22 protein-coding genes, 1 other RNA gene and 1 pseudogene are annotated in these 23,771 nt (G+C 41.9%); 23 read left to right on the top strand and 1 reads right to left on the bottom strand.

All coding sequences use genetic code 11. The features are described 5' to 3' along the window. The first annotated feature begins 1,022 nt into the window (after nt 1–1,022). The 19 genes and pseudogenes from glmS to HMPREF3106_RS00030 all read left to right on the top strand — a co-directional run bounded on the left by glmS (nt 1,023) and on the right by HMPREF3106_RS00030 (nt 18,161). Entirely contained in the window at nt 1,023–2,831 is a 1,809-nt protein-coding gene (gene glmS, locus HMPREF3106_RS00125) for a glutamine--fructose-6-phosphate transaminase (isomerizing) (RefSeq protein ID WP_070438457.1), read from the top strand. Nucleotides 2,832–3,289: 458 nt separating this feature from the next. Continuing rightward, on the top strand, nt 3,290–3,802 hold the full coding sequence (locus HMPREF3106_RS00120) for a hypothetical protein (RefSeq protein WP_070438454.1): 513 nt from the start codon (nt 3,290–3,292) through the stop codon (nt 3,800–3,802). A 524-nt stretch (nt 3,803–4,326) separates the two neighbouring features. Continuing rightward, nucleotides 4,327–4,779 carry a low molecular weight protein-tyrosine-phosphatase gene (locus HMPREF3106_RS00115; RefSeq protein ID WP_048711039.1) on the top strand — a complete coding sequence of 151 codons (453 nt, stop codon included), beginning with the start codon at nt 4,327–4,329 and terminating at the stop codon, nt 4,777–4,779. A 1-nt stretch (nt 4,780) separates the two neighbouring features. Then, nucleotides 4,781–5,902, top strand: a complete 1,122-nt coding sequence (locus HMPREF3106_RS00110) for an AI-2E family transporter (RefSeq protein WP_049554546.1) — start codon at nt 4,781–4,783, stop codon at nt 5,900–5,902. Then, nucleotides 5,889–7,184 carry a hypothetical protein gene (locus tag HMPREF3106_RS00105; RefSeq protein WP_070443560.1) on the top strand — a complete coding sequence of 432 codons (1,296 nt, stop codon included), beginning with the start codon at nt 5,889–5,891 and terminating at the stop codon, nt 7,182–7,184. The genes HMPREF3106_RS00110 and HMPREF3106_RS00105 overlap by 14 nt, the downstream gene beginning before the upstream one ends. A 4-nt stretch (nt 7,185–7,188) precedes the next feature. Beyond that, complete coding sequence (tadA, locus tag HMPREF3106_RS00100; RefSeq protein ID WP_083281551.1) at nt 7,189–7,695, top strand: tRNA adenosine(34) deaminase TadA; 507 nt, start codon at nt 7,189–7,191, stop codon at nt 7,693–7,695. Between the two features lie 115 nt (nt 7,696–7,810). Beyond that, nucleotides 7,811–8,077, top strand: a complete 267-nt coding sequence (locus tag HMPREF3106_RS00095; RefSeq protein ID WP_039848980.1) for a SemiSWEET family transporter — start codon at nt 7,811–7,813, stop codon at nt 8,075–8,077. 189 nt (nt 8,078–8,266) lie between these two features. Continuing rightward, nucleotides 8,267–8,811, top strand: a pseudogene (locus HMPREF3106_RS09725) (DUF6609 family protein). A gap of 156 nt (nt 8,812–8,967) precedes the next feature. Next, nucleotides 8,968–9,639: a TipC family immunity protein gene (locus tag HMPREF3106_RS00085; protein WP_168160677.1), complete on the top strand. Its 672-nt coding sequence runs from the start codon at nt 8,968–8,970 to the stop codon at nt 9,637–9,639. A gap of 207 nt (nt 9,640–9,846) precedes the next feature. Further along, nucleotides 9,847–10,068, top strand: coding sequence for a hypothetical protein (locus tag HMPREF3106_RS00080; protein ID WP_070443552.1), 222 nt, complete (start codon nt 9,847–9,849; stop codon nt 10,066–10,068). 553 nt (nt 10,069–10,621) lie between these two features. Continuing rightward, an RNA gene (gene ffs / locus HMPREF3106_RS00075) (signal recognition particle sRNA small type) lies at nt 10,622–10,721 on the top strand. 71 nt (nt 10,722–10,792) lie between these two features. Then, entirely contained in the window at nt 10,793–12,937 is a 2,145-nt protein-coding gene (locus tag HMPREF3106_RS00070; RefSeq protein WP_070443550.1) for a HelD family protein, read from the top strand. Nucleotides 12,938–12,998: 61 nt separating this feature from the next. Beyond that, nucleotides 12,999–14,717 (top strand): DNA polymerase III subunit gamma/tau, encoded by a 1,719-nt coding sequence (gene dnaX / locus HMPREF3106_RS00065; protein WP_070438435.1) that lies wholly within the window; start codon nt 12,999–13,001, stop codon nt 14,715–14,717. Nucleotides 14,718–14,746: 29 nt separating this feature from the next. Next, nucleotides 14,747–15,064 carry a YbaB/EbfC family nucleoid-associated protein gene (locus HMPREF3106_RS00060; RefSeq protein WP_039848979.1) on the top strand — a complete coding sequence of 106 codons (318 nt, stop codon included), beginning with the start codon at nt 14,747–14,749 and terminating at the stop codon, nt 15,062–15,064. Nucleotides 15,065–15,081: 17 nt separating this feature from the next. Then, entirely contained in the window at nt 15,082–15,678 is a 597-nt protein-coding gene (recR, locus tag HMPREF3106_RS00055) for a recombination mediator RecR (protein WP_005606316.1), read from the top strand. A gap of 704 nt (nt 15,679–16,382) precedes the next feature. Next, nucleotides 16,383–16,835: a hypothetical protein gene (locus tag HMPREF3106_RS00045; RefSeq protein ID WP_070443542.1), complete on the top strand. Its 453-nt coding sequence runs from the start codon at nt 16,383–16,385 to the stop codon at nt 16,833–16,835. An 11-nt stretch (nt 16,836–16,846) separates the two neighbouring features. Beyond that, nucleotides 16,847–17,218 (top strand): TIGR02328 family protein, encoded by a 372-nt coding sequence (locus tag HMPREF3106_RS00040; RefSeq protein WP_005606314.1) that lies wholly within the window; start codon nt 16,847–16,849, stop codon nt 17,216–17,218. Between the two features lies 1 nt (nt 17,219). After that, on the top strand, nt 17,220–17,687 hold the full coding sequence (locus tag HMPREF3106_RS00035; RefSeq protein ID WP_005606313.1) for a hypothetical protein: 468 nt from the start codon (nt 17,220–17,222) through the stop codon (nt 17,685–17,687). A gap of 12 nt (nt 17,688–17,699) precedes the next feature. Beyond that, the gene (locus tag HMPREF3106_RS00030; RefSeq protein ID WP_070443539.1) at nt 17,700–18,161 is read left to right on the top strand and encodes a hypothetical protein; all 462 of its coding nucleotides are present in this window, start codon (nt 17,700–17,702) and stop codon (nt 18,159–18,161) included. A 416-nt stretch (nt 18,162–18,577) separates the two neighbouring features. Here the strand turns inward: HMPREF3106_RS00030 and HMPREF3106_RS00025 are convergent, their stop codons facing one another. Then, nucleotides 18,578–19,795: an alpha/beta hydrolase family protein gene (locus HMPREF3106_RS00025; RefSeq protein ID WP_070443536.1), complete on the bottom strand. Its 1,218-nt coding sequence runs from the start codon at nt 19,793–19,795 to the stop codon at nt 18,578–18,580. 411 nt (nt 19,796–20,206) lie between these two features. Here HMPREF3106_RS00025 and HMPREF3106_RS00020 point away from each other — a divergent pair, with 411 nt between their 5' ends. The 4 genes from HMPREF3106_RS00020 (at nt 20,207) to HMPREF3106_RS00005 (ending at nt 23,660) form a co-directional block, all read left to right on the top strand. Then, nucleotides 20,207–21,148, top strand: coding sequence for a hypothetical protein (locus tag HMPREF3106_RS00020; RefSeq protein WP_070443534.1), 942 nt, complete (start codon nt 20,207–20,209; stop codon nt 21,146–21,148). Nucleotides 21,149–21,433: 285 nt separating this feature from the next. Then, on the top strand, nt 21,434–21,919 hold the full coding sequence (locus HMPREF3106_RS00015) for a hypothetical protein (RefSeq protein ID WP_070443532.1): 486 nt from the start codon (nt 21,434–21,436) through the stop codon (nt 21,917–21,919). A 21-nt stretch (nt 21,920–21,940) separates the two neighbouring features. Next, complete coding sequence (locus tag HMPREF3106_RS00010) at nt 21,941–22,627, top strand: YjjG family noncanonical pyrimidine nucleotidase (RefSeq protein WP_005606298.1); 687 nt, start codon at nt 21,941–21,943, stop codon at nt 22,625–22,627. A 127-nt stretch (nt 22,628–22,754) separates the two neighbouring features. Continuing rightward, a complete protein-coding gene (locus HMPREF3106_RS00005) occupies nt 22,755–23,660 on the top strand; it encodes an alpha/beta hydrolase family protein (protein ID WP_083281550.1) in 906 nt (301 codons plus the stop codon). Nucleotides 23,661–23,771: the final 111 nt, after the last annotated feature.

Here is a 23,771-nt window from a genome sequence, read left to right as displayed (position 1 = left end):
CAAAGACGGAGTAAGGAATGAATTCCTAACTCCGTCTTATTCGTTTTAGTGCACTTCCTGTTATTGTTATTATGAAATCCGTAAGTTTCAAAAATCGCTTCTTTTATGAAAAGGATAGTTTTTAAGGGATGGAAGATAACATCATTTGCTCTCAAAAAAGGGGATTCCCGAAGGTTTTTGGATATCTTCATAATAGCGATAATAGCTGTACCGGACTGAGCCTAAGGTCTCAGTTCCTCTCGACTCTCAAACTGCCTCTAGGGAATAAAATTCCCAGAGGCAGTAATTCGTTTCGAGTACACTCGCTATTATTGCTATTATAGAATCCAAACCTTGGTTAATAGCTTTTTTGAATGAATAGTTGAGCTAGAAAGAAAATGAACATCATGTGTGCTTTTCATCACATACGACAAACTGGTATTCTCTTTGAGAGTCAGGGAGGGGAAAGGATGTTATGTGTGCTTTTCACCACTAACGACAAAGGGGTAGTCTTTTTGAAGGAGAGAGGGATAGGATATCGTTTGTGCGTTTCACGGCTAATAAGGTGGTGTGTGCTTCTGAACTAAAAATACAAAAGTTTCGGAATAGAGACGGAGCTTTAATAGGAAAGAGTTAAGAAATGTTGATGAAGTGGTACTTAGAGGACTAGTGCCAAGAAATGCGATAAGGGTGCGGTTTTAGTGGGTTTGCTGTTGAAGTTTGGTCTTTAAAATATTAGGAAAAAGGAAAATTAGTTGTTTTTTTAGTGGGTCATCGGTTATGATGAACTTGTTTCTGAAAATTTATGAAAAGCTTTGGAAGGAAGCGACAAGGATAGCGCCAGGCCTGTTTTAAAAAACGGGTGACGAGGAATGAGTTTATCGAAATACTCGGCGGATGACTCAAGGCAGTGCAGTCTACAGCTACATACAAACCATTTTGTAAGGAAATGACAAAATTGATAGCACGCACCAGAAACATAATCAAAAATTACAGAAGTAGGAGGCGCCGAGAGGGACCTCTTATTAAAGGAGTTAAACATTATGTGTGGAATCGTAGGATGTATTGGACATGGAAAAATCCAAACAGTAGTATTAAACGGATTAGAAAAGCTTGAGTATCGTGGATATGACTCAGCAGGATTATTTATTATGGACGAAGATGGCTCAACACAATTAGTAAAACGTGTTGGACGTATTCAAAATCTTCGTGATGCAGTGGATGAAGAAATTCCAGCATTTGCAGGGATTGGGCATACTCGTTGGGCAACACACGGACCAGCGACAGAAAACAACGCTCACCCTCACCAATCACAATCAGGTCGTTTCACATTAGTGCACAACGGCGTAATTGAAAACTATGACGAATTGAAAAAAGAATTCTTAAGTGACGTTGATTTCAAATCTCAAACAGATACAGAAGTTGCCGTAAACTTAGTAGAATACTTTGCAAATAAAGAAAACTTATCAGGGAAAGAAGCGTTCCGTCGTGCGTTGAAAGAAATCCGCGGCTCATTCGCTTTTGGTTTATTAGATAGCGAAAAACCAGGCGTTCTTTATGCAGCAAAACATAAGAGCCCATTATTAGTAGGGGTTGGCGAAGGCTTCAACGTCATCTGTTCAGACGCAATGGCAACAATCGCTGAAACAGACCGTTACATCGAAATCAAAGACGAAGAGTTAATCACTTTAACAGACACATCTGTAGAAATCGAAACAATCGACGGTGAACCAGTAGAACGTGCACCATTCGTTGCAGAATTAGATGCAGACGATTTAGAAAAAGGGGCTTACCCTCACTACATGTTGAAAGAAATGGATGAACAACCAGTTGTATTACGTAAAATCATCCAAAACTATCAAGACGAAAATGGTCAATTACAAGTCGATAAAGAAATCCAAGACAGCATTTTAGCAAGCGACCGCATTTACGTGATTGCCTGCGGAACAAGCTACCACGCAGGATGGGTAGGTAAAGCGTTGTTAGAACAACTTGCTGGAATCCCAGTAGAAGTTCACTTAGCAAGCGAATTTGCATACCACCAACCATTATTATCACAAAAACCATTCTTCATTTTCTTATCACAAAGTGGAGAAACAGCGGACAGCCGTCAAGCATTGGTAAAAGTAAACGAGCAAAACTTCCCATCATTAACAATCACAAACGTGAAAGGGTCAACTCTTTCTCGTGAAGCAAGCTATACTTTACTATTACACGCAGGTCCTGAAATCGCCGTAGCTTCAACAAAAGCTTACACTGCACAAATCGCAGTAATGGCCGTTTTAGCAGACGCATTACGAGCTTCTAAAGGCTTAGAAGCTCCATTCGACATGAAACACGACTTAGGTGTCGTTGCGGCTTCAATCGAGAGCGTATTATCAGACAAACAAGCCGTTCAAGACTTAGTCAAAGAGCGCTTATTAGAAACTCGCAATGCTTTCTACATCGGTCGTCACTTAGACTACTATGTAGCGATGGAAGCAGCGTTGAAATTAAAAGAAATCTCATACGTGCAAACTGAAAGCTTTGCCGCAGGGGAATTAAAACACGGAACAATCGCCCTTATCGAAGAAGGCACTCCAGTTATCGCATTATTAAGCGAACCAGTAGTAGCAAGCCACACTCGCGGAAATATCCAAGAGGTGAAAGCTCGTGGCGCTGTCGTAACAACAATCGCGATGGAAGGCGTTGAACAAGAAGGCGACGATATCATCGTTCCAGCGGTGCCAATCTTACTTGCACCAATCGTATCTGTAGTGGTAACGCAATTAATCGCGTACTACACTTCTCTAGGTAAAGGCTTAGACGTGGATAAACCGCGTAACTTAGCCAAATCGGTTACAGTAGAATAGAAAAAATGGTGGACGGCTGTCCACCATTTTTTGTTTTCGAAGGATGCAAAATCCATTTGAAAAGAAGAGAGAATATAGCCCAAGGGGCTAAAAAATAAACTTCATACCGCTTCGGATATCTTCATAGCTGCGATAATAGCTGTACCGGGGCGAGCCTAGGGTCTCGCTCCCTATCGAGCTTCAAACTGACTCTAGGAAATAAATTTCCAGAGTCAGTAATTCACATCGATTACAATCGCTATTATTGCCGCTATAGAATCCGAAGGGTATTCCGTTTATTTTTTATCCCTGTGTTTGTGCCTTATTTCAAATGGATTTTGCCTTTATTCGAAAGAAAGGGAGAGAAAAATGATATGGAAAGATTATCATAAGATTCCTGCTGCAGATGGATACCGTGCAGTATAATTGGCTTAATCAAAGAAATGATTTGTTAAAAAGTGAGTAGGGGTGCTAATAGAATGTCGATTTCTAAAAAGAAAGCAGGAGTGATACTGCTAATAATCGCAGTGATAGGTTTTGGCTATTGGTTATTTCATGAGGATGAAGTAGTTCCGGACTTTTCATCTAATAATAAAATTGAATTGATTGCCCACGTGCTAAGAAATCGTAATGCGGACAAGATTAGAGAAGCAGGATATGGAATCCCATCAGACTCAGTTATTAGACGTTTAGGTGGTATCGATATGCTTGAAATGGATGGAGAATTGAATTTAAAAGTACGAGTTCCAAGTCCTGATGATAGCGAAATACTTGTTCTTTTTTCAACGGTGGATGATGGAAAGAAAATAAACGGGACTTTCTTTTTAGATAAAGAATGGAATATCATTTATTCAAGCTACCATACGATTGGAGAAGACAATACGAGGAAAGAAGTTAAATTAACTGACTCTCAAGAAAAAGAGTTATTACAGAAAGTTCAGAAGGAATTAAATCAATTTCTAGATAAAATGAAAGAACAATTAGGTAGATAACTAATGTGGATCTTGCCTTCATTCGAAAGAAAGGGAGAAGAGAAATAAGAGTTGGGTGCAGGAAAAATCGTCGCTGCAGGGGTGCGGTGATGAAGGGACGTGACATGCGTTCATATGTTTCTCGCAGTGTAACAGACGAGCAAGCCTTCAAAAAGTGTAGAAGCTAGCTCGAACGAAAAACTAAGGCAGAAATTTAGTAAAGATTACAGACAAGATTACGGAAAATCATGCGGATTTTATAATCGAAGTGATGTGGGATAGCATTCGAAGTGAATTCCGGACTCTTTTAGAGTCCGTTTGAATCTCGAAAGTGCTTGAGACGTAGGCTCAAGCCGGTGCCCCATTACAGCGATTATAAAAAAATCCGCAAGGATTTGAAGGAATCTTGTCTTTGTTTTCTACAGGGGATATTTTAGAAAATTTAGTTCGTTCGAGTAAGCTATAACACCACACAGACATTTTTTTGCGAAGGGGGTGGCTCGTATGTTATAGTGAAGGGAAAGAATGGAAAGCGAGGGACGGTCATGAAGGTTGTGTTCGTCTGCCTGGGCAACATTTGTCGTTCTCCGATGGCAGAAGCTGTATTTAGAAAAATGGTTCATGAAGAAGGATTGGAAGATAAAATTACGATTGATTCCGCTGCGACAAGTACGTGGGAGCATGGGAATCCGGTGCATCACGGCACTCGGAAGAAACTCGAGGAGCACGGCATTTCCGCAAAAGGGCTTGTGTCACGGACGTTGGATGCGACGGACCTGGACGCAGACTACATTCTTGGAATGGATGCGTCGAATGTGCGTAATATTCACGCTTTTGTCGATGGAAAATCGGATGCGACGGTGGCTCGCTTGTTAGAAGTGGCAGGAGTGCCGCGCGATATTGCCGATCCGTGGTATACAGGAGACTTTGATGCGACGTACCGTGATGTGACATTGGGATGCAATGCGCTCTTAGAACAATTAAAAAAGGAATTATAGTATGGATAAGATTAGAAAAGATTGGGCAGTGATGATTGCTCTGGCGGCTGTTTCGTTACTTGTCGTCTTGAATTTTAGCGCCATCCTCACATGGATTTCCGAATTTATTGGGATGATGTTCCCGCTTATTTTAGGGATGATTTTGGCATTTGTTTTAAACGTGCCAATGAAGCGAATTGAACAAGTGTTGGAGAAGATAAACTTCCCGCAAAAGCTGCGTAGAAGTGTCGCAATCCTGAGCATTATTGTGATTCTGCTTCTGATTATTTCGCTGTTGATTTGGATTATTGCGCCGATGATTGCTAAAACCGTGTCACAACTGGGCGATAGTGTAAATCACTTACTATTCGTGGTTGCGGATTTTGTACAACATTCAAAATTAATGCAATCCAGTGAAGTGAGTCAGATTACCGACTCACTAAGTCAAAGCAATATCGTATCGTCTGTCATTACATTCCTTGGCGGATTTACAACGAATATTTCAGGGCTCTTCTCAAATGTGTTCTCTGTAATTATGGGGATTTTCTTCATGATTAATATTCTCGCAAGTAAGGAAATGCTCGCACGTTTAACGCTTCGCATTCTTAATGTGGTCTTGCCAAAAGATAAAATCGAGCACATTACTTATGTTGGGGAAGTCATCGTGGATACGTATGACCGTTTCTTGATGAGTCAAATCATCGAGGCGGGAATCGTTGGGGTTATGATTTTTGCTGGATACTCTCTTGTAGGGTTGCCATATGCAGGACTTGTTGGGGTGCTGTCCGGAGTACTCTCATTCATTCCGTATATCGGGCCGTTTATGGCGTGCGGAATTGGAATGCTTTTCACCTTTACAGAAAGCCCAATTCAAGCACTCATTTCACTTGTCGTCTTTATGATCGTTCAAATAGTGGAAGGAAATGTCGTCTATCCGAAGGTTGTCGGCAGTTCCGTTGGTTTGCCAACGATTCTAACCCTTGCTGCTGCGTTAATCGGTGGAAATCTCTTTGGTTTAGTAGGAATGATTTTCTTCATACCAATTTTTGCCGTGATTTACCGTTTCGTGAAAGAATGGGTGGAGAAACATGAACAAGCTGCTTCAGTGGTAGCTGTAGGAGGTATAATTGATGAAGAAAATTAGTGAACTAGGGATTACAGGGAAAAAGCTCCTAATTGAAGGGATTGCATTCCTTATTGCTGGGGTGTTGCTCCTAATCTACGGACCAAGCTTCCCAGAATTGATGTTACGTCTGTTTTTAACATTCTTATGGGCTCGTGAACTATGGAATTTCTTGTTCCGTTGGTTTAGTAAGGCGGCGGCAAAAGATCCATTATGGCTGAATGTTGCTAAATTTTTCCTTTACGGATTTTTAGCAGGAAATCAATTTTTTATCTCGCTTCCGATTGCGATTGTCAGTATCTTGATGGGGCTTAACGAAGTGATGAAAGCGGCCACTAGTGGCGTAACGTACTATATTTATGTCAAAGACGGTATCCGTCCGCGACTGCGCTTGCTCATTGATACCATTTGGCTCTCAGTTGTCGGGGTAGCGACTTTACTGGCTCTTGGGGGCGACGGCAACTTACAAATGTTCTTCCTTGCGCTTTATTTCATCGGGCTTGGGACTAGTAACATTCGTGACGGATGGTTCTTCGAGGCCGAAGTTGGAAAGAAAGTTTTGCGCAGGCATTTTCGCCAAGGATTACCGCTTGTGTTAGCTGCGATTATTCCACGAGTAACCTTGCAGAAAATCAATGATGCGTTGGAACTTGGCGAAGGCGAAACGGCTTCTGAAATTTACGATCGTTCCAAAGAAAATGCCGAACCAAACTTAGAAATGTTTATTCACGTCACAAAAGATGGGTTCGGTGCGATGGGGCATGTCGATATTTGTTATAAGGGACGCATTATTTCATTTGGGAACTACGATACGAATTCAGAACGCCTCTTTGGAGCGATGGGGGATGGGGTTCTTTTTAGTGCCGACCGTGAAAAATACATTGAATTTTGTAAACGCGAAAACCATAAGACCTTACTGGGATATGGTCTCGCCTTGTCTCCGGAACAACTCGCAGCTGTCGATAAGGAAATCGCCAAACTGATGTCGCTGACAGTGCCTTGGGATCCACCAAAAACCGTGAAACCTAAGCGTCCTGGAATCGACAAAGAAGAACCGATGTATGCCTACAAGCTAAAACAAGAAGCAGATGGCCGCTTGTATAAATTTACCTCTTCAAAATTCAAGACGTATTTTGTCATGAGTACTAACTGCGTACTGCTAGCCGATACGATTGTCGGAGCAGCAGGAACCGATATTTTAAGCGTCCGTGGATTTATTTCCCCAGGGACGTACCAAGACTACTTAGATAAGGAGTTTGAGAGACCGCATAGTCTAGTCGTGACGAAGCGCGTCTATCAGTAAGAACATGGAACTTCAGGAAAAAGAATTCTTTATGAGGGAAGCGTTGAAAGAAGCCCAGAAAGCCTATGACCAAGCGGAAGTACCAATCGGAGCTGTCGTAGTCTTGAATGGTGAAATCATTGGGCGTGGCCATAACTTACGCGAAAAGGAACAAGACGCCACGCTACACGCTGAAATTAAAGCGATTCGCCAAGCCAACCAGCACCTTGGAAGCTGGCGACTCGAAGACTGCGAACTCTTCGTCACCTTGGAACCTTGCCCAATGTGTAGCGGAGCGATGATTCTCGCGCGGATGAAGAAAGTGGTATTTGGAGCCTTCGATCCAAAAGCGGGGACAGCCGGTACCTTTATGAACCTGCTTCAAGACAGTCGGTTTAATCATCAAGTCGAAGTGGAACAAGGCATTTTGGAAGATGAATGTAAGGAAATTTTGCAGCAATTCTTCAAAGGTCTTCGTGAACGCAATAAAAAACGAAAACAAGAAGCCAAACAAGCACAGCAATCCGAGTAGGAGCTGTGCTTGTTTTCTCTTAATAAAAACTTAAAGTTGTAACCGATTGAATATGCTTGAAAATTGTTTTCATTTTATATATTATTTTACATAATTTATGAAAGGAGCAGATTGTATGAAATTATCAGAAAAACAAACGCAAGTATTAGGTTGGATTGCGACTTGTATGTCCGTTGCGATGTATGTTGCGTATATCCCTCAAATTATGAACAACTTAGCTGGGAATAAAGGGGACTTCATTCAACCACTCGTTGCCGCATTGAACTGCTCATTATGGGTGTACTATGGACTCTTCAAACCCAACCGTGATATTCCGTTAGCAGCTGCAAACGCACCAGGAATCTTCTTCGGTCTAGCATCTGCTTTAACTGCATTATTTTAATTTCTAAAACCAGGCACAGCTTTACTTATGAGGTTGTGCTGTTTTTTAATTTTCCGCAGTTCCCTCAAAATCAACAGAGCATGAATTTAGTGATTTAAAACAATAAAGTGCGACGTTTGAATTCTCATTTTCACAGGAGTAGAATAGAAAATGTTGTTAAAAGTTTCAAAGTGAACTGGAGGAATATGGATGTCATTTTTAGGTTATAACAAAGGAGAAACATTAGAATTCAACTACAAAAAAGCGTGTGGCTTATGGCTTATTGCGGTCGCATTCGTGATTGCACTCGCGACGGTTGTAGGTGGAGAACAAATCATTAATATGCAGGTCTTCAGCATCGGCTATGTGGTGAGTTTTTTTCCATCAATCTGAATAAAAAAGTCCTTCATAAGTTTTCGGACGGACCTTCAACGCCTTTCCAACGAAAAGTATCGTTATACTCAGTGATTCTTTTATTCATTTTACTTGTACTCTTAGGAGGACCATTCTTCGAATCAGAAAACTGGAGACTCATCTGGTTAGGTGCACTTCTTGCAACAGGGATCCATTTCTTCCCATACTACTTCGTCCATGGAAAATCAATGATCTTCCTAGGATTGGCATGCGTGATCAATGCAGCGGTCGGATACCTTTCTCCGCAAACATCCCTCGTGACCATCGCCTATATCGATGCCATTATTAAATTAGCCTTTGGACTTTACCTATTCTTCTTATCTAAACCATCCAAAGCATAAATTCATTGCCATTTACAAACAGCAAATCAATTTGGTTTGCTGTTTTTTATATGGTTGTTTTCTTCGGAACTTTGTGAGACGTATACTCTAGAATTCTATTAGGAAATGATTATTTTTTTGATAAGAAACAAGTACTCTAGTTGGAATATGGTAAAATTGGCATTGAAATTTAGAAGAAAGGCAGTTCCAATGAAAAAAGGAATAGTGAGATTAACAGTTATAGCGGGGATACTTTTCCTTCTGCTAGTAGGTTTTCTAAACTATAAGAATCAACGAATTCATAATATCTTTGATGAAATTTATTATGAAGAGGATGACTATCGTTCGGTTGAGCAATTATTTAGGAAAAGAGCTTTTAGCAAAATCAAAGATATAAAATTCTATGATAATAATTCAGAAGATTTTTATCAACATCGAGTGGAGTATCAAGAAAATCAATTACCAAGCAATATCACTATCATGTCCTATCATTTCCAATTTTTAGATTCTAAAGTGCCGTATTTTAAAATTAGAATACAACGAAAACTAGCCGATGCTGATTCAACCATTAATATGAACTACCAATATTTTCCAGATAATAAAACGTTAGAAAAAAATATGTGGTATTTTGATGGCAAGACTGACATTTATGCGAAAGAAAAAATAGAGGACTATCTAAAACAAAATGGGACTTCATTGGACGAGGTTCAGAGTGAATTTGATAGAGTTTTAAGAGAAAAAATATTATCAGACTGGACTACGATTTATCCGAGTCGCTTTTCTTCTACAAACTGGGGTGAAATCGATGTGAAGGAATATTGGGAACAAAGAATTGTGCCAAAAAAGTAGAGCAGATTGTATAGAAATATTAATAGACATTGTAGGGAGTAGACATATACTCTCTTCACGTTGATTTCGAAAAAAACAATGAAAGTTAGGAAGAACTTTTAATAGCCCATGACTTTAGTAATGGCAATCCATGACAAAAGTGCCTGTTGCAAGGCTCCTTAAAATGCTTTAATAAAGATAACGAAAAGCAAGTAAGGAGAGTTCAACATGGAAAAACCAAAACAAAAAGAAAGTTCTCAATTAGCCAAACAATTATTTACGCTAGCCATCGTGGTCAATGTCCTGGCCTTAATCCTTCGAATAGGGCTGAAATTATATACAGGCGAATCCTGGCTAAGTGTATTCGATGGAAATCTGTTGTGGACGCTACTCCCATTGATGTTATTTTTCGATGAAAGAGACGAAGACAAAAAAGCAAACCATCAGTAAGCACAAGCAAACATTTTTAGATAGTTTTTCCTTCTGGAGAGACTATCTTTTTTAGTGTCTCTTTTGCCATCCTTTGGCACGGTTTTATTCTAGAAATCCAAGCAGATTCACTTGAAAAAGAAATGAAAATTGAGGAGCGAAAAAAATCCATCGTTTGCGCTAGGGAGCACACTATTTATTTCTTCATGCTGATTTCGGAGAAGCTTGCGGATTTTATAATCGCAGTAACGGGGAAGTGCATCGAATGTGAATTACGCGGAGTAGGAACTCGTTCCTTACTCCGCGTTTGAAGCTTCGAAGGTGTAAGACCACGACTTACACCGGTGCCCCGTAACAGCGATTATAAAATAATCCGCAAGCATTCGAAGAAATCAACCCCCGAAGGGAGTGCTTTTAAGAAGAGAAAACTATGTATGGAATACTCTCATCGTTTAACCGCAAAAACCGATGGAATAGTTTCATTTGCGCCCTTTATTTTGTCATTTCCAATAATTTCTTTCTCAAGCGTTATCTGCTTGCTTTTCAAAAAGAAGTTTTGTATAATAATACGTGCCGTTAGGCCATATGGCAATAGCGAACTTATGAATCGAGTCAGGTCCGGAAGGAAGCAGCTATAAGTAATGTTCGCTATGTGCTGTATGTACATAGAAGAAGATTCAGGCTGGACCAGAGGTTCAGCCTGTTTTTATGAGAAAGAATATCCAGTGGAGGGAGAGTGAGTCGCATGAAGAACCAGAATTTCCAAGAAGAAGCTAAACATCTAGAAGATGTGAAAAAGCTAATGGAAGACAAAATTGCATTCGAAGAAAAACGTCTGCAAGAACGCGATCTGGATATCACTAGACAAGATACAATTCAGTATGGAATCCAGCAATTAGAAAGACAAAAAGAATCTCCGTACTTTGGAAGAATTGACGTTCAATTTGGAAAAGACGAAAAAGTAGAAAAAATGTACATTGGACCAGCGACCTTCTTTGATGAAGAAGATCAAGTGCAAGTGTATGACTGGAGAGCACCCATTGCAAGTTTGTTTTATGAAGGAACCTTAGGAGAGCTCCATTACGAGACTCCAAACGGGGCGCAAAAAGCACAAGCCTTCCTAAAACGCGACATCGTCATCAAAAAAGGAACCTTACAGTCTGTTTATGATATTGAAAATGAAGAATCGCTCTTAATGGAGGCCTTAAGTGCACCGACGAATAAGGATGGGCATTTAGAAGGAATCACCGCAACGATTCAAAAAGAACAAAATGAAATTATCCGTCTGAACCCGAAAGACTGGCTCATCGTGAATGGATGTGCCGGAAGTGGGAAAACGACGATCTTACTACAACGCATTGCGTATTTGATGTATCAAGCCAAAGACAAGCGGATGAGCGATATGTTGCTCCTATCACGCAACCAACTCTTTGCAAAATACGTATCGCATGTGATCCCAAGTTTAACGGGAAGCGAATTATACCAACAAACGCTTGCGCAACATACGATTGAGTTATACCGCAAGATGTACTTGCATAAAACAACGACTTTAAGCCAAGTACCAACGCGTAAAGTGTACTTAACGGATAGTGAGTGGATTGCACTCGTTCATCGCAATCTCCAAGGGCTAACGGCGAAAGACTTACCGTATCGAGCAATCGGGATTAAAGGGCAAGCGGTCTTCACGATGAAAGACTACGAAAAACTCACTGAAAATGTGAATGTGACCTTACCATTGCATCAGCAATTAACGCAAATGCAAACCGTCTTAGAGCGTACTTTAAAACGCCGTCTCAATAAATTCTTTATGTCCGAGAAGGCTAAAGCCGTCTACGAGTCTATGAATGCGATGCAAATCGAAGTCTTGATGAAGGATGTTGAGACGAAGAGTGAGGCAGAGTATTTCCAAGTACTTGGACAAAAAGTCTTCGAAAAAGAAGTGCTTGAAGTGACGCAACAAGTAGAAATGTTCGCATTCGTGGACATCGCCTACTTGGTTCAACAATGGATGCCGCAAGCGAAAGCGCGCCGACAAGAACTAGAGAAGATGGACAATGCGCCAATTCCGTTGAAGAAAATCGAAGGGGCTCGCCTCCAAGTGACGGCTGAAGGGATTCGCCTCTTGCAATATGTGGCAACAAGAGTCACTCCGGTTCGCGATTATGTAGGGTATAGCCATCTCTTTATCGATGAAGTGCAAGACGTGTCCTTGTTATGGCTAGGCACCTTATCGAACTTTTATTTCCGTGCGAAATTCACGGTCGTTGGAGACACTTACCAGTCGTTTACGACGTCTTCTACGATTTTCACATTGGGAACGCGACATCCAGAACTGGTCGAGCTTGTCTTTCCAAACCGGACCTTGACGAATCGCTCGCTTGAAATCAGCTATCGTTGTACCGCACAAATTACACGGTTTGCCAATGGAATCTTGCAATGGCCACTCGATAAAAATGTATTCCCACGTACGGGAAGCGAAGTAACGCTGTATAGCGATGCAGATGGCATGCAGCTGACACGTTTGAAAGGCTTATTGGAAGAAAGTCCGCAAGTGTATCACACAACAGCGATTTTATGTCGCACGATGGAAGAAGCAAAAGCCTTACATCAACTGCTAAACGTGGAAGACATTGCGCTTCTAGAAGATAGCAGTGAGTCTCTTGGTAGTCGCTTTGTATTAACGACGATTCAAGTGGCGAAAGGGATGGAGTTTGACGAGGTCATCATTTGGAATGCGACCGATGAAGCGTATCATACCGCGAAAGAACAAATGATGCTGTATACGACTTGTACAAGGGCAAAACACCGTCTATCCCTCATTGTTCCAAAAGGGACAGAAAATCGCTTTATTCAGACGTCACAGGCGCCGATGAAACGCGTCGAACAGTAGAATTTTTGAAGAATCTATACTAGAATAGAACTGTAAATTTTTAAAAAGGCAGGGAAGTAATATGGCTTATCAAGCATTATATCGAAAATGGCGTCCACAAACGTTCGATGATATGGTCGGACAGAGTGCGGTGACGCATACGTTAAAAAACGCGATTAGTAATCAAAAAACGAGTCATGCTTACTTATTTACGGGGCCTCGTGGGACAGGAAAAACGAGTGCCGCGAAGGTCTTTGCAAAGGCCATTAACTGTCCAAACCAAAAAAACGGCGAACCTTGTAACGAATGTGAAATCTGTAAAGGGATCACAAACGGAACGATTGGCGACGTGATCGAAATCGATGCGGCCAGCAACAATGGGGTTGAAGAAATCCGTGATATTCGTGACAAGGCGCGTTATGCACCAACGCAAGCCGAATATAAAATTTATATTATCGACGAAGTGCATATGCTCTCAACAGGAGCGTTTAACGCACTCTTAAAAACTTTAGAAGAACCGCCTCAAAAGGTCATCTTCATTCTCGCAACGACAGAACCGCATAAAATTCCAGCGACGATTATTTCTCGGACGCAACGGTTTGACTTTAGACGCATTACGTCCCAAGAAATTATCGACCGCTTGGCGTATATCCTAGACCAAGAAGGCATAGAGTACGAAGCGGATGCCCTCAGTGTAGTGGCTAGATGTGCTAACGGGGGAATGCGGGACGCCCTCAGTTTACTCGACCAAATGATTTCGTTTGGGGATGGGAAAGTCACGTTTGAAGAAGCGATTCAAGTGTCAGGAAGCCTGACCGATGACTTGATGATTGATTTTGTAGCGGACTTACAAGCGCAAAAGGCAGAAGAAGCGTTGGAAAGCTTACAACAGCTCTTTAAAATGGGGAAAGAAGCAAGCCGATTGGTGGAAGAATGGCTGGAATTTGCTAGAGACCTCCTCGTAGCCAAACAAAGTGGCGAGGCAGTCGGTCGTAGCGAACGCTTCTTGCAGTTTAAAGACGAAGTGGATGCAAGCTTCTTATACCGCTTTGTGGAAGCTTTAAATCAAACACAACAAGAAATGCGCTTCACCACAAAACCAACGATTTCACTCGAAGTCTTAACGATTAAAATGGCACAACCACAAACAAGTGCTACTCCTAGAGCAATAGAAGCGCCAAGTAGCGAGGAAGTGGAGCAATTACAACAACAACTCGCGCAGTTACGTCAACAAATGTCTGCGTTGATGAACGGAGGAAGCATTCCTTCTTCGCAACCGGCTCCGCCAAAACCAGCCACGAAAGCACCAAAAGCAAGCTTCAAGCCGAATGTGTCGGCCGTGAACAAAATTTTGATGGAAGCGACTAAAGAAGACATCGAAAAAGTGCGCGACTTATGGGGCGACTTGCTCAGCTGCCTAACTCCGCAACAACGAGCACTGATGAATCAAGCACAACCGGTTGCTGCAGGGCCAAATGGGTTTGTGATGCAATTTATGTATGAACATATTTGCGGACTGGCCGAGACGACTGTAGGATTCCATGAAGAAGTTCAAGGACATCTCGAACGCCTCGGAGGCTACAGCGGAACCTTTGTTGGAGTCACGAGCGAACAGTGGCAACAAATTCGTTCTGATTTCGTTCTCGAGCGCAAGAAGAATAAAGAAGGCGAAGCGGTCTCTCATGTGACAGAGGCACCTGTTGTGGAAGAGTCGATTTCTGAGGAAGAACAAGAATTTAAACAAAAAGTACAAGATACGATTGAGCTTTTCGGGGAAGAGTTCGTTCAAATTGAAGAATAGAAAAAATACGAATTAACGGAGGTACAACCATGCGTGGAATGGGAAATATGCAAGGCATGATGAAACAAATGCAAAAATTGCAAAAACAAATGGCACAAGCTCAAGAAGAGTTAAACCAAACAGAATACACTGGAACTTCTCAAAGTGATTTGGTAAAAGTAACGGTAAACGGAAAACGCCAAGTCTTAAACGTGGAAATCAAACCAGAAGCAGTTGATCCAGAGGATGTAGAATTATTACAAGACTTAGTGTTAATGGCGACAAACGATGCGTTAACGCAAGCAGAAAAAGCCAACGACCAAACAATGGGTCAATTCACTAAAGGATTAAACATCCCAGGATTTTAATCAATGGAGGTTGGAGCATGCATTATCCAGAACCGATTGCACGATTGATGGATAGCTTTATGAAGCTACCGGGGATTGGTGCGAAGACGGCTGCACGACTTGCCTTCTTCTGCATGGATATGCGTGAAGAAGACGTCTTAAACTTTGCAAATTCTCTCATTAGCTGCAAGCGTGACTTACGAATGTGTTCGGTTTGTGGCAATGTGACGCAAGAGGATCCGTGCGAGATTTGTGCGGATACAACGCGCGACCGTACGAAAATTCTCGTGGTGGAAGATGCCCGAGATGTGATGAGTATGGAGCGGATGAAGGAATATAAAGGGCTCTATCATGTGCTTCACGGGGTATTGTCTCCGATGGAAGGGACGGGGCCGGATGATATTAATATTACGTCACTGATTACGAGGTTGCAGGACCCGGAAATCCAAGAGGTTATAATCGCCACCAACGCGACAGCGGAAGGTGAAGCGACTGCCATGTACTTGTCCCGTCTTATCAAGCCAGCGGGCATCAAAGTAACGCGTCTGGCTCATGGACTAGCGGTCGGCAGCGACATCGAATACGCAGACGAAATGACTCTCTTCCGCGCCATCGAAGGACGAAGAGAATTATAATAAAATCTATTGATTCAATGAAAATGAAGGTTAAGACGTTGTCTTAAATCGCCCTCGGGGGACATCTTCATAGTGATGATAGTAAAGGCATCGGATTGAGCCAAGGTCTCAATCCTACCAAGCCTCAAAGAGGGAGTAAGACAGAAATTAAAACTGGACTCACAGTGTGAGTCCAGTTTTTTTCGTAGTCTTACCCCCGCAAAGCTGATTAGTATTAAGCAAATCACGAGTGATGAAGCTTAATTCAATCAGCTACTGCGTCTACCTGTATAAAGTATTTTCCATAAGGAGCATCTCATAACTCCCTCTAATTCACATCGGTTGCGTTCTCTTTACTATTCTCACTATAGAGTCCCCGAGGGCTTTTTTAAGCTAACGATACGGCTTTGAATCAATAGATTTTATTTTGCCTTTGATGAGGCGGGAGAGTGCGTTTCGATGGGGTGCGGGGCTAGGATGAGCCAGGCGGGTTACTTCTCTGAGTTTGTGAAGGGGACAGGCATGGCAGAGCTTGCCTTCCGGTCTTGGGAAGGGAAACAATGCGGTGTGGTGGTTTTAGAGGGAGATGGGTGCTGGAAAGTTTGCTGCGGAAGGGTGTTTTTCTTAATCATCCGATAAATTCATGGGGGTGTAGGCGAAGTGGGGGCGGAGATGGTATAATTGGGAAATAAAGTAAAAAGGCATGTTCCAGGAAGGGGAAGGCAGTGAATCAGTTGTTTAGAAGTTTTCTGTCGAAGAAGGCGGTCAGTCGTTTTCGTGAAATCGTTGAGTTTTTAGCTGAAAAGGCAGGGTTGACAGAGGAGGTTCCGGCTAAAGTGGAACGAAATCCTGTTGTGCCAACGGTTGTCGTGCTGGCACTTGCCATCATTTTCTATCGGAGTTCGTTTACTTGGGTTCCGTTTCAGACATTGTTGGAACAGTTTGGATGGTTTTCTATCGGGATTCCCGCTCTCTTTATGGGGCTCTGTGTATTCTTGGTCTTATTTTTAGATCAATTATGGATTCAAAAGGATTTAAAACGAGAATTAAAAAACTTAGTGACTTTTGCTGAGCAGGTGGTCGCTCGCTTGAAGGAAGAGGGGCGCACGGAACTGGCAGAGGATATCGAAGATGTAGAAGTCCTGATGGCGGACTATAAGGACCGATTTGGATTTTAGGAGGAAGATGGATGAGATTATGGCATGAAGACTTGATTGGAAAGCTTCCGCGTCCGCAACTCTTGGGGCAACACCGTGAATGTTGTGCCCTTAGAGGAAATGGATGGGGCAAGAAGCACGCAACGGTGGACTATGTGTTTACTTATAGCCCGTATGTGCTTTATCAGTACCATACGTTGATTATGGATGAAATGGAGCGCCGTGGGTATAATGTGACCCCTCTATGGAAAGAGGCGTCGTACCGGGGAAAAGTGTGTCCGCCGTATACCGAAGTTGTGACGTGTGAGTGGAAGAGTCCGTTATACAAAGAGCATGATGATGCGTATTACAAAGAATGTGTGGAGAATTTGGCACAAAAAGGAATCGCTCTAGGAGGAGAATAGTATGTTTAAATTTCTATTTAAAGACGTTGCGACGAGAAAAATGTTAGTGAACTTCCGTGAGTTGACAAGCTACTTAATGAAAGAGGCGGGAATGGATGATGAACTACCGGGACTAGTCGACAAAATAGCATTCATCAAAATGATTGCGGGCATGTTTTTATTCATCCTAGTGATGCGTACAGGGATTTTTGGGCTACCCGTTAAGTATTTTCTTGGTAAGTTCGCCCAAGAAAATAGTGTGGTTTTTCTAATCTTCCCATTTATTTCTTTATCCTTATTTTTGGTATTCTTTTTTCTTCTGTACCGAATCTGGTCTAAAAAAGTACTGACACGTAAACTTGGCGAACTGATACCCTTTGCGGAACGTGCGATTGCATCGCTCAAAGTAGCTGGACGCGACGACTTAGAAGAGGATATCGAAGACGCAGAATTTCTGATTGAGGATTATAAGGACCGATTTGGATTTTAGGAGGAGAATAGTATGAAATTTTCGTTTCATAATCGAATTACGAATGAACAATTAGCGCAGTTTCGTTATTTGACCGACACATTGACGCAAGAAGCGGGCCTCAAACAGGCGAAACCAAAGCGTGCAGAACAAAAACTGGCTACGATTGGATTTATTACGGGGTTTCTAGGCTATTTCTTTATCAAGACCGAAATCTTCAAAGCCCCAACAATGGCCCTCGTCGCTCGTGTGGCACAGGAGCCGGGATTTGTTTCCATATCGCTCTTAGTTTTGTTTTTTGCCGTTCCACTCTTCTTCCTCTGGTGCCTACTTCTTTTTCTAAAACAAAAATTTTATGAAAAAGAAATCAGTGGACTCATCGTGCTGGCCAAGAAGAGCATGGCGATTTTAAAAGAAACTAACCGCATAGATATGGACGATGACATCGAAGACGCGGAGTTTATTATCGCAAACTACGAAAAGAACAGCTTATGAAGGTATGAAATTCATTGATAGGATGGATTTGTAAAGGGAGTTTGTTTACATACTTGGGCGAAGAGTATTTGAATGTAATTGAAAAATACCTTCAACAAACCATCAGATTGAAGGTAATGAACATGCAAGCGCCAGAGTTAGGATTAGGAATCATAGAGGTCTAAACATAGAGAGATAAATAAAAACGGCTTTCTTGTAAGTGCATGTAGCACCACAAGAAAGCCGTTTTTTGCGACGAAACTATAAAAGGTAATTTTGATGAACGGAAGTATGCAAAGATAAACAAAAGATTTTAGTTTTCTGTTTATCTGCTTAACCTCAGATGAATCCAATGGCGTAACTACTCAATCAAAAGGATGTTACAGCTGCTCAAACATTATTGTTAGGAGGACTATAATCAGGATTATAAATCTAATTTACCCCTTCTGATCCCATTCAAATAAGGTGTCCAACCAATCAAAAACGACATTATGAGCGAGTCTCAAATTGTTGACTTGGCAATGAGCATCCGCACCACTTTCCGCTTCAAAAATTTGAAGTTTAGTTTGCGGATTTTTAGACTTAAGTGCTTCGAAAATCACTCTGGTTTGGTGTTGTAATTCGGCGCCTTCACCCTCTCCCATGATAAATAGGCAAGGACACTGAATTTTTTGATAGTCCACAACCTTTGCACGGTTAAACACTTCATTAATAGCACTCTTAAAATCAGAAGTACCAAATTGCCAAGCATATTTTTTAAGATTTAAATCCGCAGCCTCATTCAGACTTCCAGCTAACTTTAAAAGGATATTCATTAACCAACTTGGAGTTTTTAGACCTGCCCCAAATTCTTTTCTAAAGATTTCCGAAACGTCATAAATAGGAGTGCTTGCAATCCATGCATGGATTCTTGTATCTTTTGCGACAGCTTGTGCGGTAAAATATCCCCCTCCGCTAACTCCATAAATGGCTAGATGATTCAGCTGAGGATTTCTGCCTTCTAACCAGTCTATGCACTGTGAAATTGGAATAGAGGCATTTACATCAAAAGTTAAACCTCTGCCAGGGTTGGACCCTTGACCAGGTAGATCAACCATTAAAACATTGTAACTTCTCATCCAGCCTGGATAGCCAGCAAAGTAAAATAAATCTTCGCGATAGGTATCTCCACCACCAATCATAATCAAGGTTGGACAATAATCACCACTGTGAAGATAATAGCCCGGCAAATAGGAATCTTGGTAAGGAATCGATAATTCTTCGACTGGGGCTCCTAGTGATTGAATGGCGTTAGAAAACGCCGTCTCCATTTTATGAACGGTAGGCAAATACTCGTCAGAAAAAGGATTGATAAACTGAATTGCTGAACGAAGGGAATAGGTCTGTGCTAGATAATATTGTGCCTTTGTTTGCTCACTTAAACCCGAATGACTTACTTTTTGTTCAAGATAGTTTCCATGCGATAAAAAAACACTTTTCCAGTTATCAGGTTTTGGTGATTTGCCCAACTCTTGGGCAAGATAATAAAGTTCTCCGTGAGAAAAACCAAAAACTTCTCCTATACCTAACAACCAATTAAAGAAAAAATCCGTATCCCCATTTTTGAAAAATATTCGGGTAGATTGTCTTTTTAAAATAACTTCATTTTCTTTCATAACGCGCCTCTTAACTTCAGGATAATCCTGTTTTTTTAATCATACCATATCGATGAATCTTTAACACATTTAAATTATCGAAGATTGATTTAAGCTTTATTTACAAAGGTTTTTAACTATCTTGTCATATTTATTTTCCGTATGTTTATGGTACAATATAAGCAATTCTCGTTACCAATAGAAGATAGAATTATTTAATGAGGAAAGTACATAACATACGCTTCGGAGCTACAACGTCAAAATGTTACGGATCCACTTTAAATAAAGAACTTTGGTAACTTTTTACTATATTGAAAGTGTTAAAGATAAATTAAAAGAAACCAACCGCACAGATATGGCGAGCGACATTGAAGACGCGGAGTTCATTATCGCAAACTACGAAAAAATGTTGGGGTGTAGGGAGGAAAGAGCGTGAAAAAACGCCTGAGTGAAGAAGAAATAACTCAATTACGAACGAGGCTTGCCAAACGGATACAAAGAGAAAAGACCCCTGTAGCCTTACCACCTGGAAGGAAACTCGCCAGAAGAATCCTTTCCGATGGAGAAATACTCATGATTGCGGTGTTAATCGTCACGTTGTTTCCACTTGGAGTATACTTGTGGTTCACCATGGGCACCACTTTCTTAACAGGAAGAAATAGAGTTCTGCAACCGATATGGGAAACGGCCATCGTCTTGTTCTTTGTCTTTCGTTGGATTAGAAACAGATTGTACAAAAACGAAGTAGAGCGCTTATTGCAAATGGCTGATCCGGAGGTTGAGGCAGAGCCGATTTCTGAAGAAAGTCATCCGCAAGAAGATCAACTATATACGCAGGAAATACCACCCCAATGGAATGCCGAAAAGCTAGCTTTCACAGTGGAGGCACCGATTAAAAAACAAAATGCGTTACTCGCGTTATTCTTCCCGACAGAAGTCTCTCAAGAGGAACTGTTAACACTCCGCCAACTGATTGCGGAGGATTCATCTGGAAATCCTGAGGAGAAAGCGTCGTTACCAAAAGGCTGCACGGAGTATTGGGTTGAAAACTCTCGCTTTTTCGGCGTAATCATTTTCTGGATTTTATCCCTTTTCGCGTTTGGAATGGTTTTCGTTTTGGTTTTGATAGAACAATTAGACCATGCTTTGAAACTCTTGTGGGAGAATAATTGGATATGGTTCGTCATTCTGTTTATTTGTTGGATAGGCTGGACCGTCTCTTACTTTATTCGTGGACGACACTTCAGACAACTGTTAAAAACGGCTTGCACAGATATCTCAGCCTATAAAGAAGTTCCTTGGGACAAGATTCCAGAGCCTATCAAAGCGCTGTACGATTACGTGCTGTTCTTACGAATAAAATATGGGGTGTAGGGAGGAAAGAGCGTGAAAAAACGGCTGAGCAACAAAGAAATGCTCGTGTTCTTCCTGCTCGTACTCGTGTGGATGTTCGGAATATTTTTATGCAAAGGCATTATATACACACAACCAACTCTTCATCCAAAAAGACATCCGCGCACTCTTGCCGGTTGCCCAAGAAGCACTGGACGCTCTTAGCGGAAACGAGAACGACTACGTGAAACGCGCGAAACTACTCGTTAAAAAATATAGAACTTACGGGTTATAAAATAAAGAGATTTAAAAACAGAAGGAGTAAGAATGAAGAAGAAAGTCACACAAGAAACAGCCAATCAACTCCGAGAATTATTGGAGAAGGTGATTTTAGAAAGAGAAGATGCGGCACCTTTGCCGAAAAATCATCAACTATTGCGCGTGCTATTGCCAGTGCTCGCTCTTTGTTTTGCAGGTGTCTATTTACAAAATGCGCACGCTTTTTCGATTATAGGGGGTGCATTTGCAACTGTTTTTGAGGTTGGTGCTTGGGAAACGTTCGAATTCGTGGTGACCGTCACGAGCCACTATTTCTGGACGTGGAGTGTTCCTTTTATCGTTCTAGGAGCTGTCTTTTTCTGGAGACGTCATTCTTTCAAGAAAGAATTCAATGCTTTAGTGGAACGAGCAAAGGAAGAAATCACTCTCTGGAAAAAGAAACCACTCGAGACAAATCGCACCCTTGTAAAAGGACTAGAAGGCTTTTTAAAAACATTGCAAACGGAATATCAGTTTGAACAAAGAATAAGGTAACAATGTAAAGGGGTTAGGTAGATGATCTACAAAACATTATTGTTTGATTTGGATTCGACGGTTTGGGATTTTCATTCGGCGGAGAATTACGCGCTGACGAAATTGCTGGAGAATCAAGGGGTCAGTGAGATAGAGAAGTATATTGAGGTGTACATTCCGATGAATCGTGCGATGTGGCGCTCGCTGGAGAAAAACGAAATCACCCGTGAAGAGTTAGTGGGGACGCGTTTTGCCAAGTTATTCGACCATTTCGGTTTGGAAAAAGATGGACATGAATTAGCATCCGAATATGAGGCCATCCTCTCCACGCAAGGGCAAACGATCGATGGTGCGGAGGAAATGCTACATACGCTTACCAAGGCGGGATATGAACTCTACGCAGCTACGAATGGCATCACGACGATTCAAAAGGGTCGCTTGGAGCATTCTCCGGTTACGAAGTATTTCAAAAAAGTATTTATCTCGGAAGAATTAAAAGTCGCAAAACCAAGTCCGCTCTTTTTCGAACGAGTGGCAAAAGACATCCCGGATTTCGACAAAGAGACAGCGGTGATGATTGGGGATTCGCTCACAGCCGATATCCAAGGCGGGATTAATGCGGGAATCGACACGATTTGGATGAACCTAGCGCGTAAGGAGAACCGAACGGCGGTAAAACCAACCGTGGAAGTCCGTAGCTACGCGGAATTATTAGAATTTTTAGTATAAATGAAAACGACTGCGGGAATGTCTTGCGGTCGTTTTTTGCAAACAGAACAGTTGAGCTTTCAAGGGGAAGCGGGTAGACTACTAAAAAGGGCAAAGACCCTCTACCAGAAAAGAAAGATGGAATTCGATGAAACAACGATTGAAATTACTAGGAACACTATTTGCGGTACTCCTACTAGGAGCATGCGGACTACTGACAGAAAACACGGAGGCTCCTACGACAACAACCGTTCAAGAGACCACGCAAGCCCTGCGCGTGGAAGTGAAAGCAGACGGTACCTATACCGTGAAGGAATACACCTTTGTTAGTAACGGGAAGAAACTCTATGCCAGAGCGTACATTCCATATGTTCAAGGACAAGTTCCTTTAGTGGTCTATAGCCATGGACTCGGAGCCAGCGTGGAGCACGATGAAGAAGTACAGAAAACCTTGGCGAAGTCCGGGGTGGCGGTGTTCAGCTTTGAATTTGCCGGTGGATCTTCTTCCTCCTCTCCAAAAAGCGAGGGGGCCACGACGGAAATGTCTGTTCTAACCGAAGTGCAAAACTTGCGAGATGCCTTGCAATTTGCAAGTTCCCTCCCGTTTGTCAATACGGACCGACTCTATTTAATGGGAAGCAGTCAAGGCGGATTCGTCTCGGCACTCTTGGCGCAAGAGGCGGCAAATTTAGCGGGAGTCTTCTTGCTCTATCCAGCGTTCTCCTTACCAGACGATATCAGAAGTACCTTCGCGAGCCTAGACGCAGCCCCTGAAACGTTTAATCTTCTAGGGACAAAAATTAGCAAGAAATACTTAGCCGACGTCTACCCGATCGACGCGTATGAGGGACTGAGCAAGATTAGTGCACCTGTGCATATTTATCACGGCGCGGATGACTTTATCGTGCCCATTACCGCCTCCAAAAAAGCGATAAAAAGCCTCAAGGACGCACGATTGACGACCTTAGACGACACAGGACACTCCCTCACAGCAGAGCAACAAGCACAAATTGGACTAGAAATTGCCGATGAGATTTTTAATGGGATGAAATAGGAAAAATATAATGAACAGGAGAAACCAGGGCGAGGGCTCTGGTTTTTTGTATAGTTTCAATCAAAAACCACCGGCTTAGTGTACTGACCCCAAAAAGTTAGACAATTAATT

The sequence above is a fragment of the Granulicatella sp. HMSC31F03 genome, assembly GCF_001807725.1.
Classification (GTDB): Bacteria; Bacillota; Bacilli; order Lactobacillales; family Aerococcaceae; genus Granulicatella; species Granulicatella adiacens.
The sequence above is the reverse complement of the archived record's forward strand: the minus strand, read 5'-3'. Positions and strand labels throughout refer to the sequence as shown.

Bases quoted from the DNA above. Each gene is read 5' to 3' on its own strand.
- HMPREF3106_RS00040 (WP_005606314.1), top strand. From the start codon at position 16,847: ATGAGATTATGGCATGAAGACTTGATTGGAAAGCTTCCGCGTCCGCAA.
- dnaX (WP_070438435.1), top strand. From the start codon at position 12,999: ATGGCTTATCAAGCATTATATCGAAAATGGCGTCCACAAACGTTCGAT.
- HMPREF3106_RS00060 (WP_039848979.1), top strand. From the start codon at position 14,747: ATGCGTGGAATGGGAAATATGCAAGGCATGATGAAACAAATGCAAAAA.
- HMPREF3106_RS00120 (WP_070438454.1), top strand. From the start codon at position 3,290: ATGTCGATTTCTAAAAAGAAAGCAGGAGTGATACTGCTAATAATCGCA.
- HMPREF3106_RS00095 (WP_039848980.1), top strand. From the start codon at position 7,811: ATGAAATTATCAGAAAAACAAACGCAAGTATTAGGTTGGATTGCGACT.
- HMPREF3106_RS00005 (WP_083281550.1), top strand. From the start codon at position 22,755: ATGAAACAACGATTGAAATTACTAGGAACACTATTTGCGGTACTCCTA.
- tadA (WP_083281551.1), top strand. From the start codon at position 7,189: ATGGAACTTCAGGAAAAAGAATTCTTTATGAGGGAAGCGTTGAAAGAA.
- HMPREF3106_RS00105 (WP_070443560.1), top strand. From the start codon at position 5,889: ATGAAGAAAATTAGTGAACTAGGGATTACAGGGAAAAAGCTCCTAATT.
- HMPREF3106_RS00010 (WP_005606298.1), top strand. From the start codon at position 21,941: ATGATCTACAAAACATTATTGTTTGATTTGGATTCGACGGTTTGGGAT.
- HMPREF3106_RS00115 (WP_048711039.1), top strand. From the start codon at position 4,327: ATGAAGGTTGTGTTCGTCTGCCTGGGCAACATTTGTCGTTCTCCGATG.
- HMPREF3106_RS00025 (WP_070443536.1), bottom strand. From the start codon at position 19,795: ATGAAAGAAAATGAAGTTATTTTAAAAAGACAATCTACCCGAATATTT.
- glmS (WP_070438457.1), top strand. From the start codon at position 1,023: ATGTGTGGAATCGTAGGATGTATTGGACATGGAAAAATCCAAACAGTA.
- HMPREF3106_RS00015 (WP_070443532.1), top strand. From the start codon at position 21,434: ATGAAGAAGAAAGTCACACAAGAAACAGCCAATCAACTCCGAGAATTA.
- HMPREF3106_RS00070 (WP_070443550.1), top strand. From the start codon at position 10,793: ATGAAGAACCAGAATTTCCAAGAAGAAGCTAAACATCTAGAAGATGTG.
- HMPREF3106_RS00110 (WP_049554546.1), top strand. From the start codon at position 4,781: ATGGATAAGATTAGAAAAGATTGGGCAGTGATGATTGCTCTGGCGGCT.
- HMPREF3106_RS00030 (WP_070443539.1), top strand. From the start codon at position 17,700: ATGAAATTTTCGTTTCATAATCGAATTACGAATGAACAATTAGCGCAG.
- recR (WP_005606316.1), top strand. From the start codon at position 15,082: ATGCATTATCCAGAACCGATTGCACGATTGATGGATAGCTTTATGAAG.
- HMPREF3106_RS00035 (WP_005606313.1), top strand. From the start codon at position 17,220: ATGTTTAAATTTCTATTTAAAGACGTTGCGACGAGAAAAATGTTAGTG.
- HMPREF3106_RS00080 (WP_070443552.1), top strand. From the start codon at position 9,847: ATGGAAAAACCAAAACAAAAAGAAAGTTCTCAATTAGCCAAACAATTA.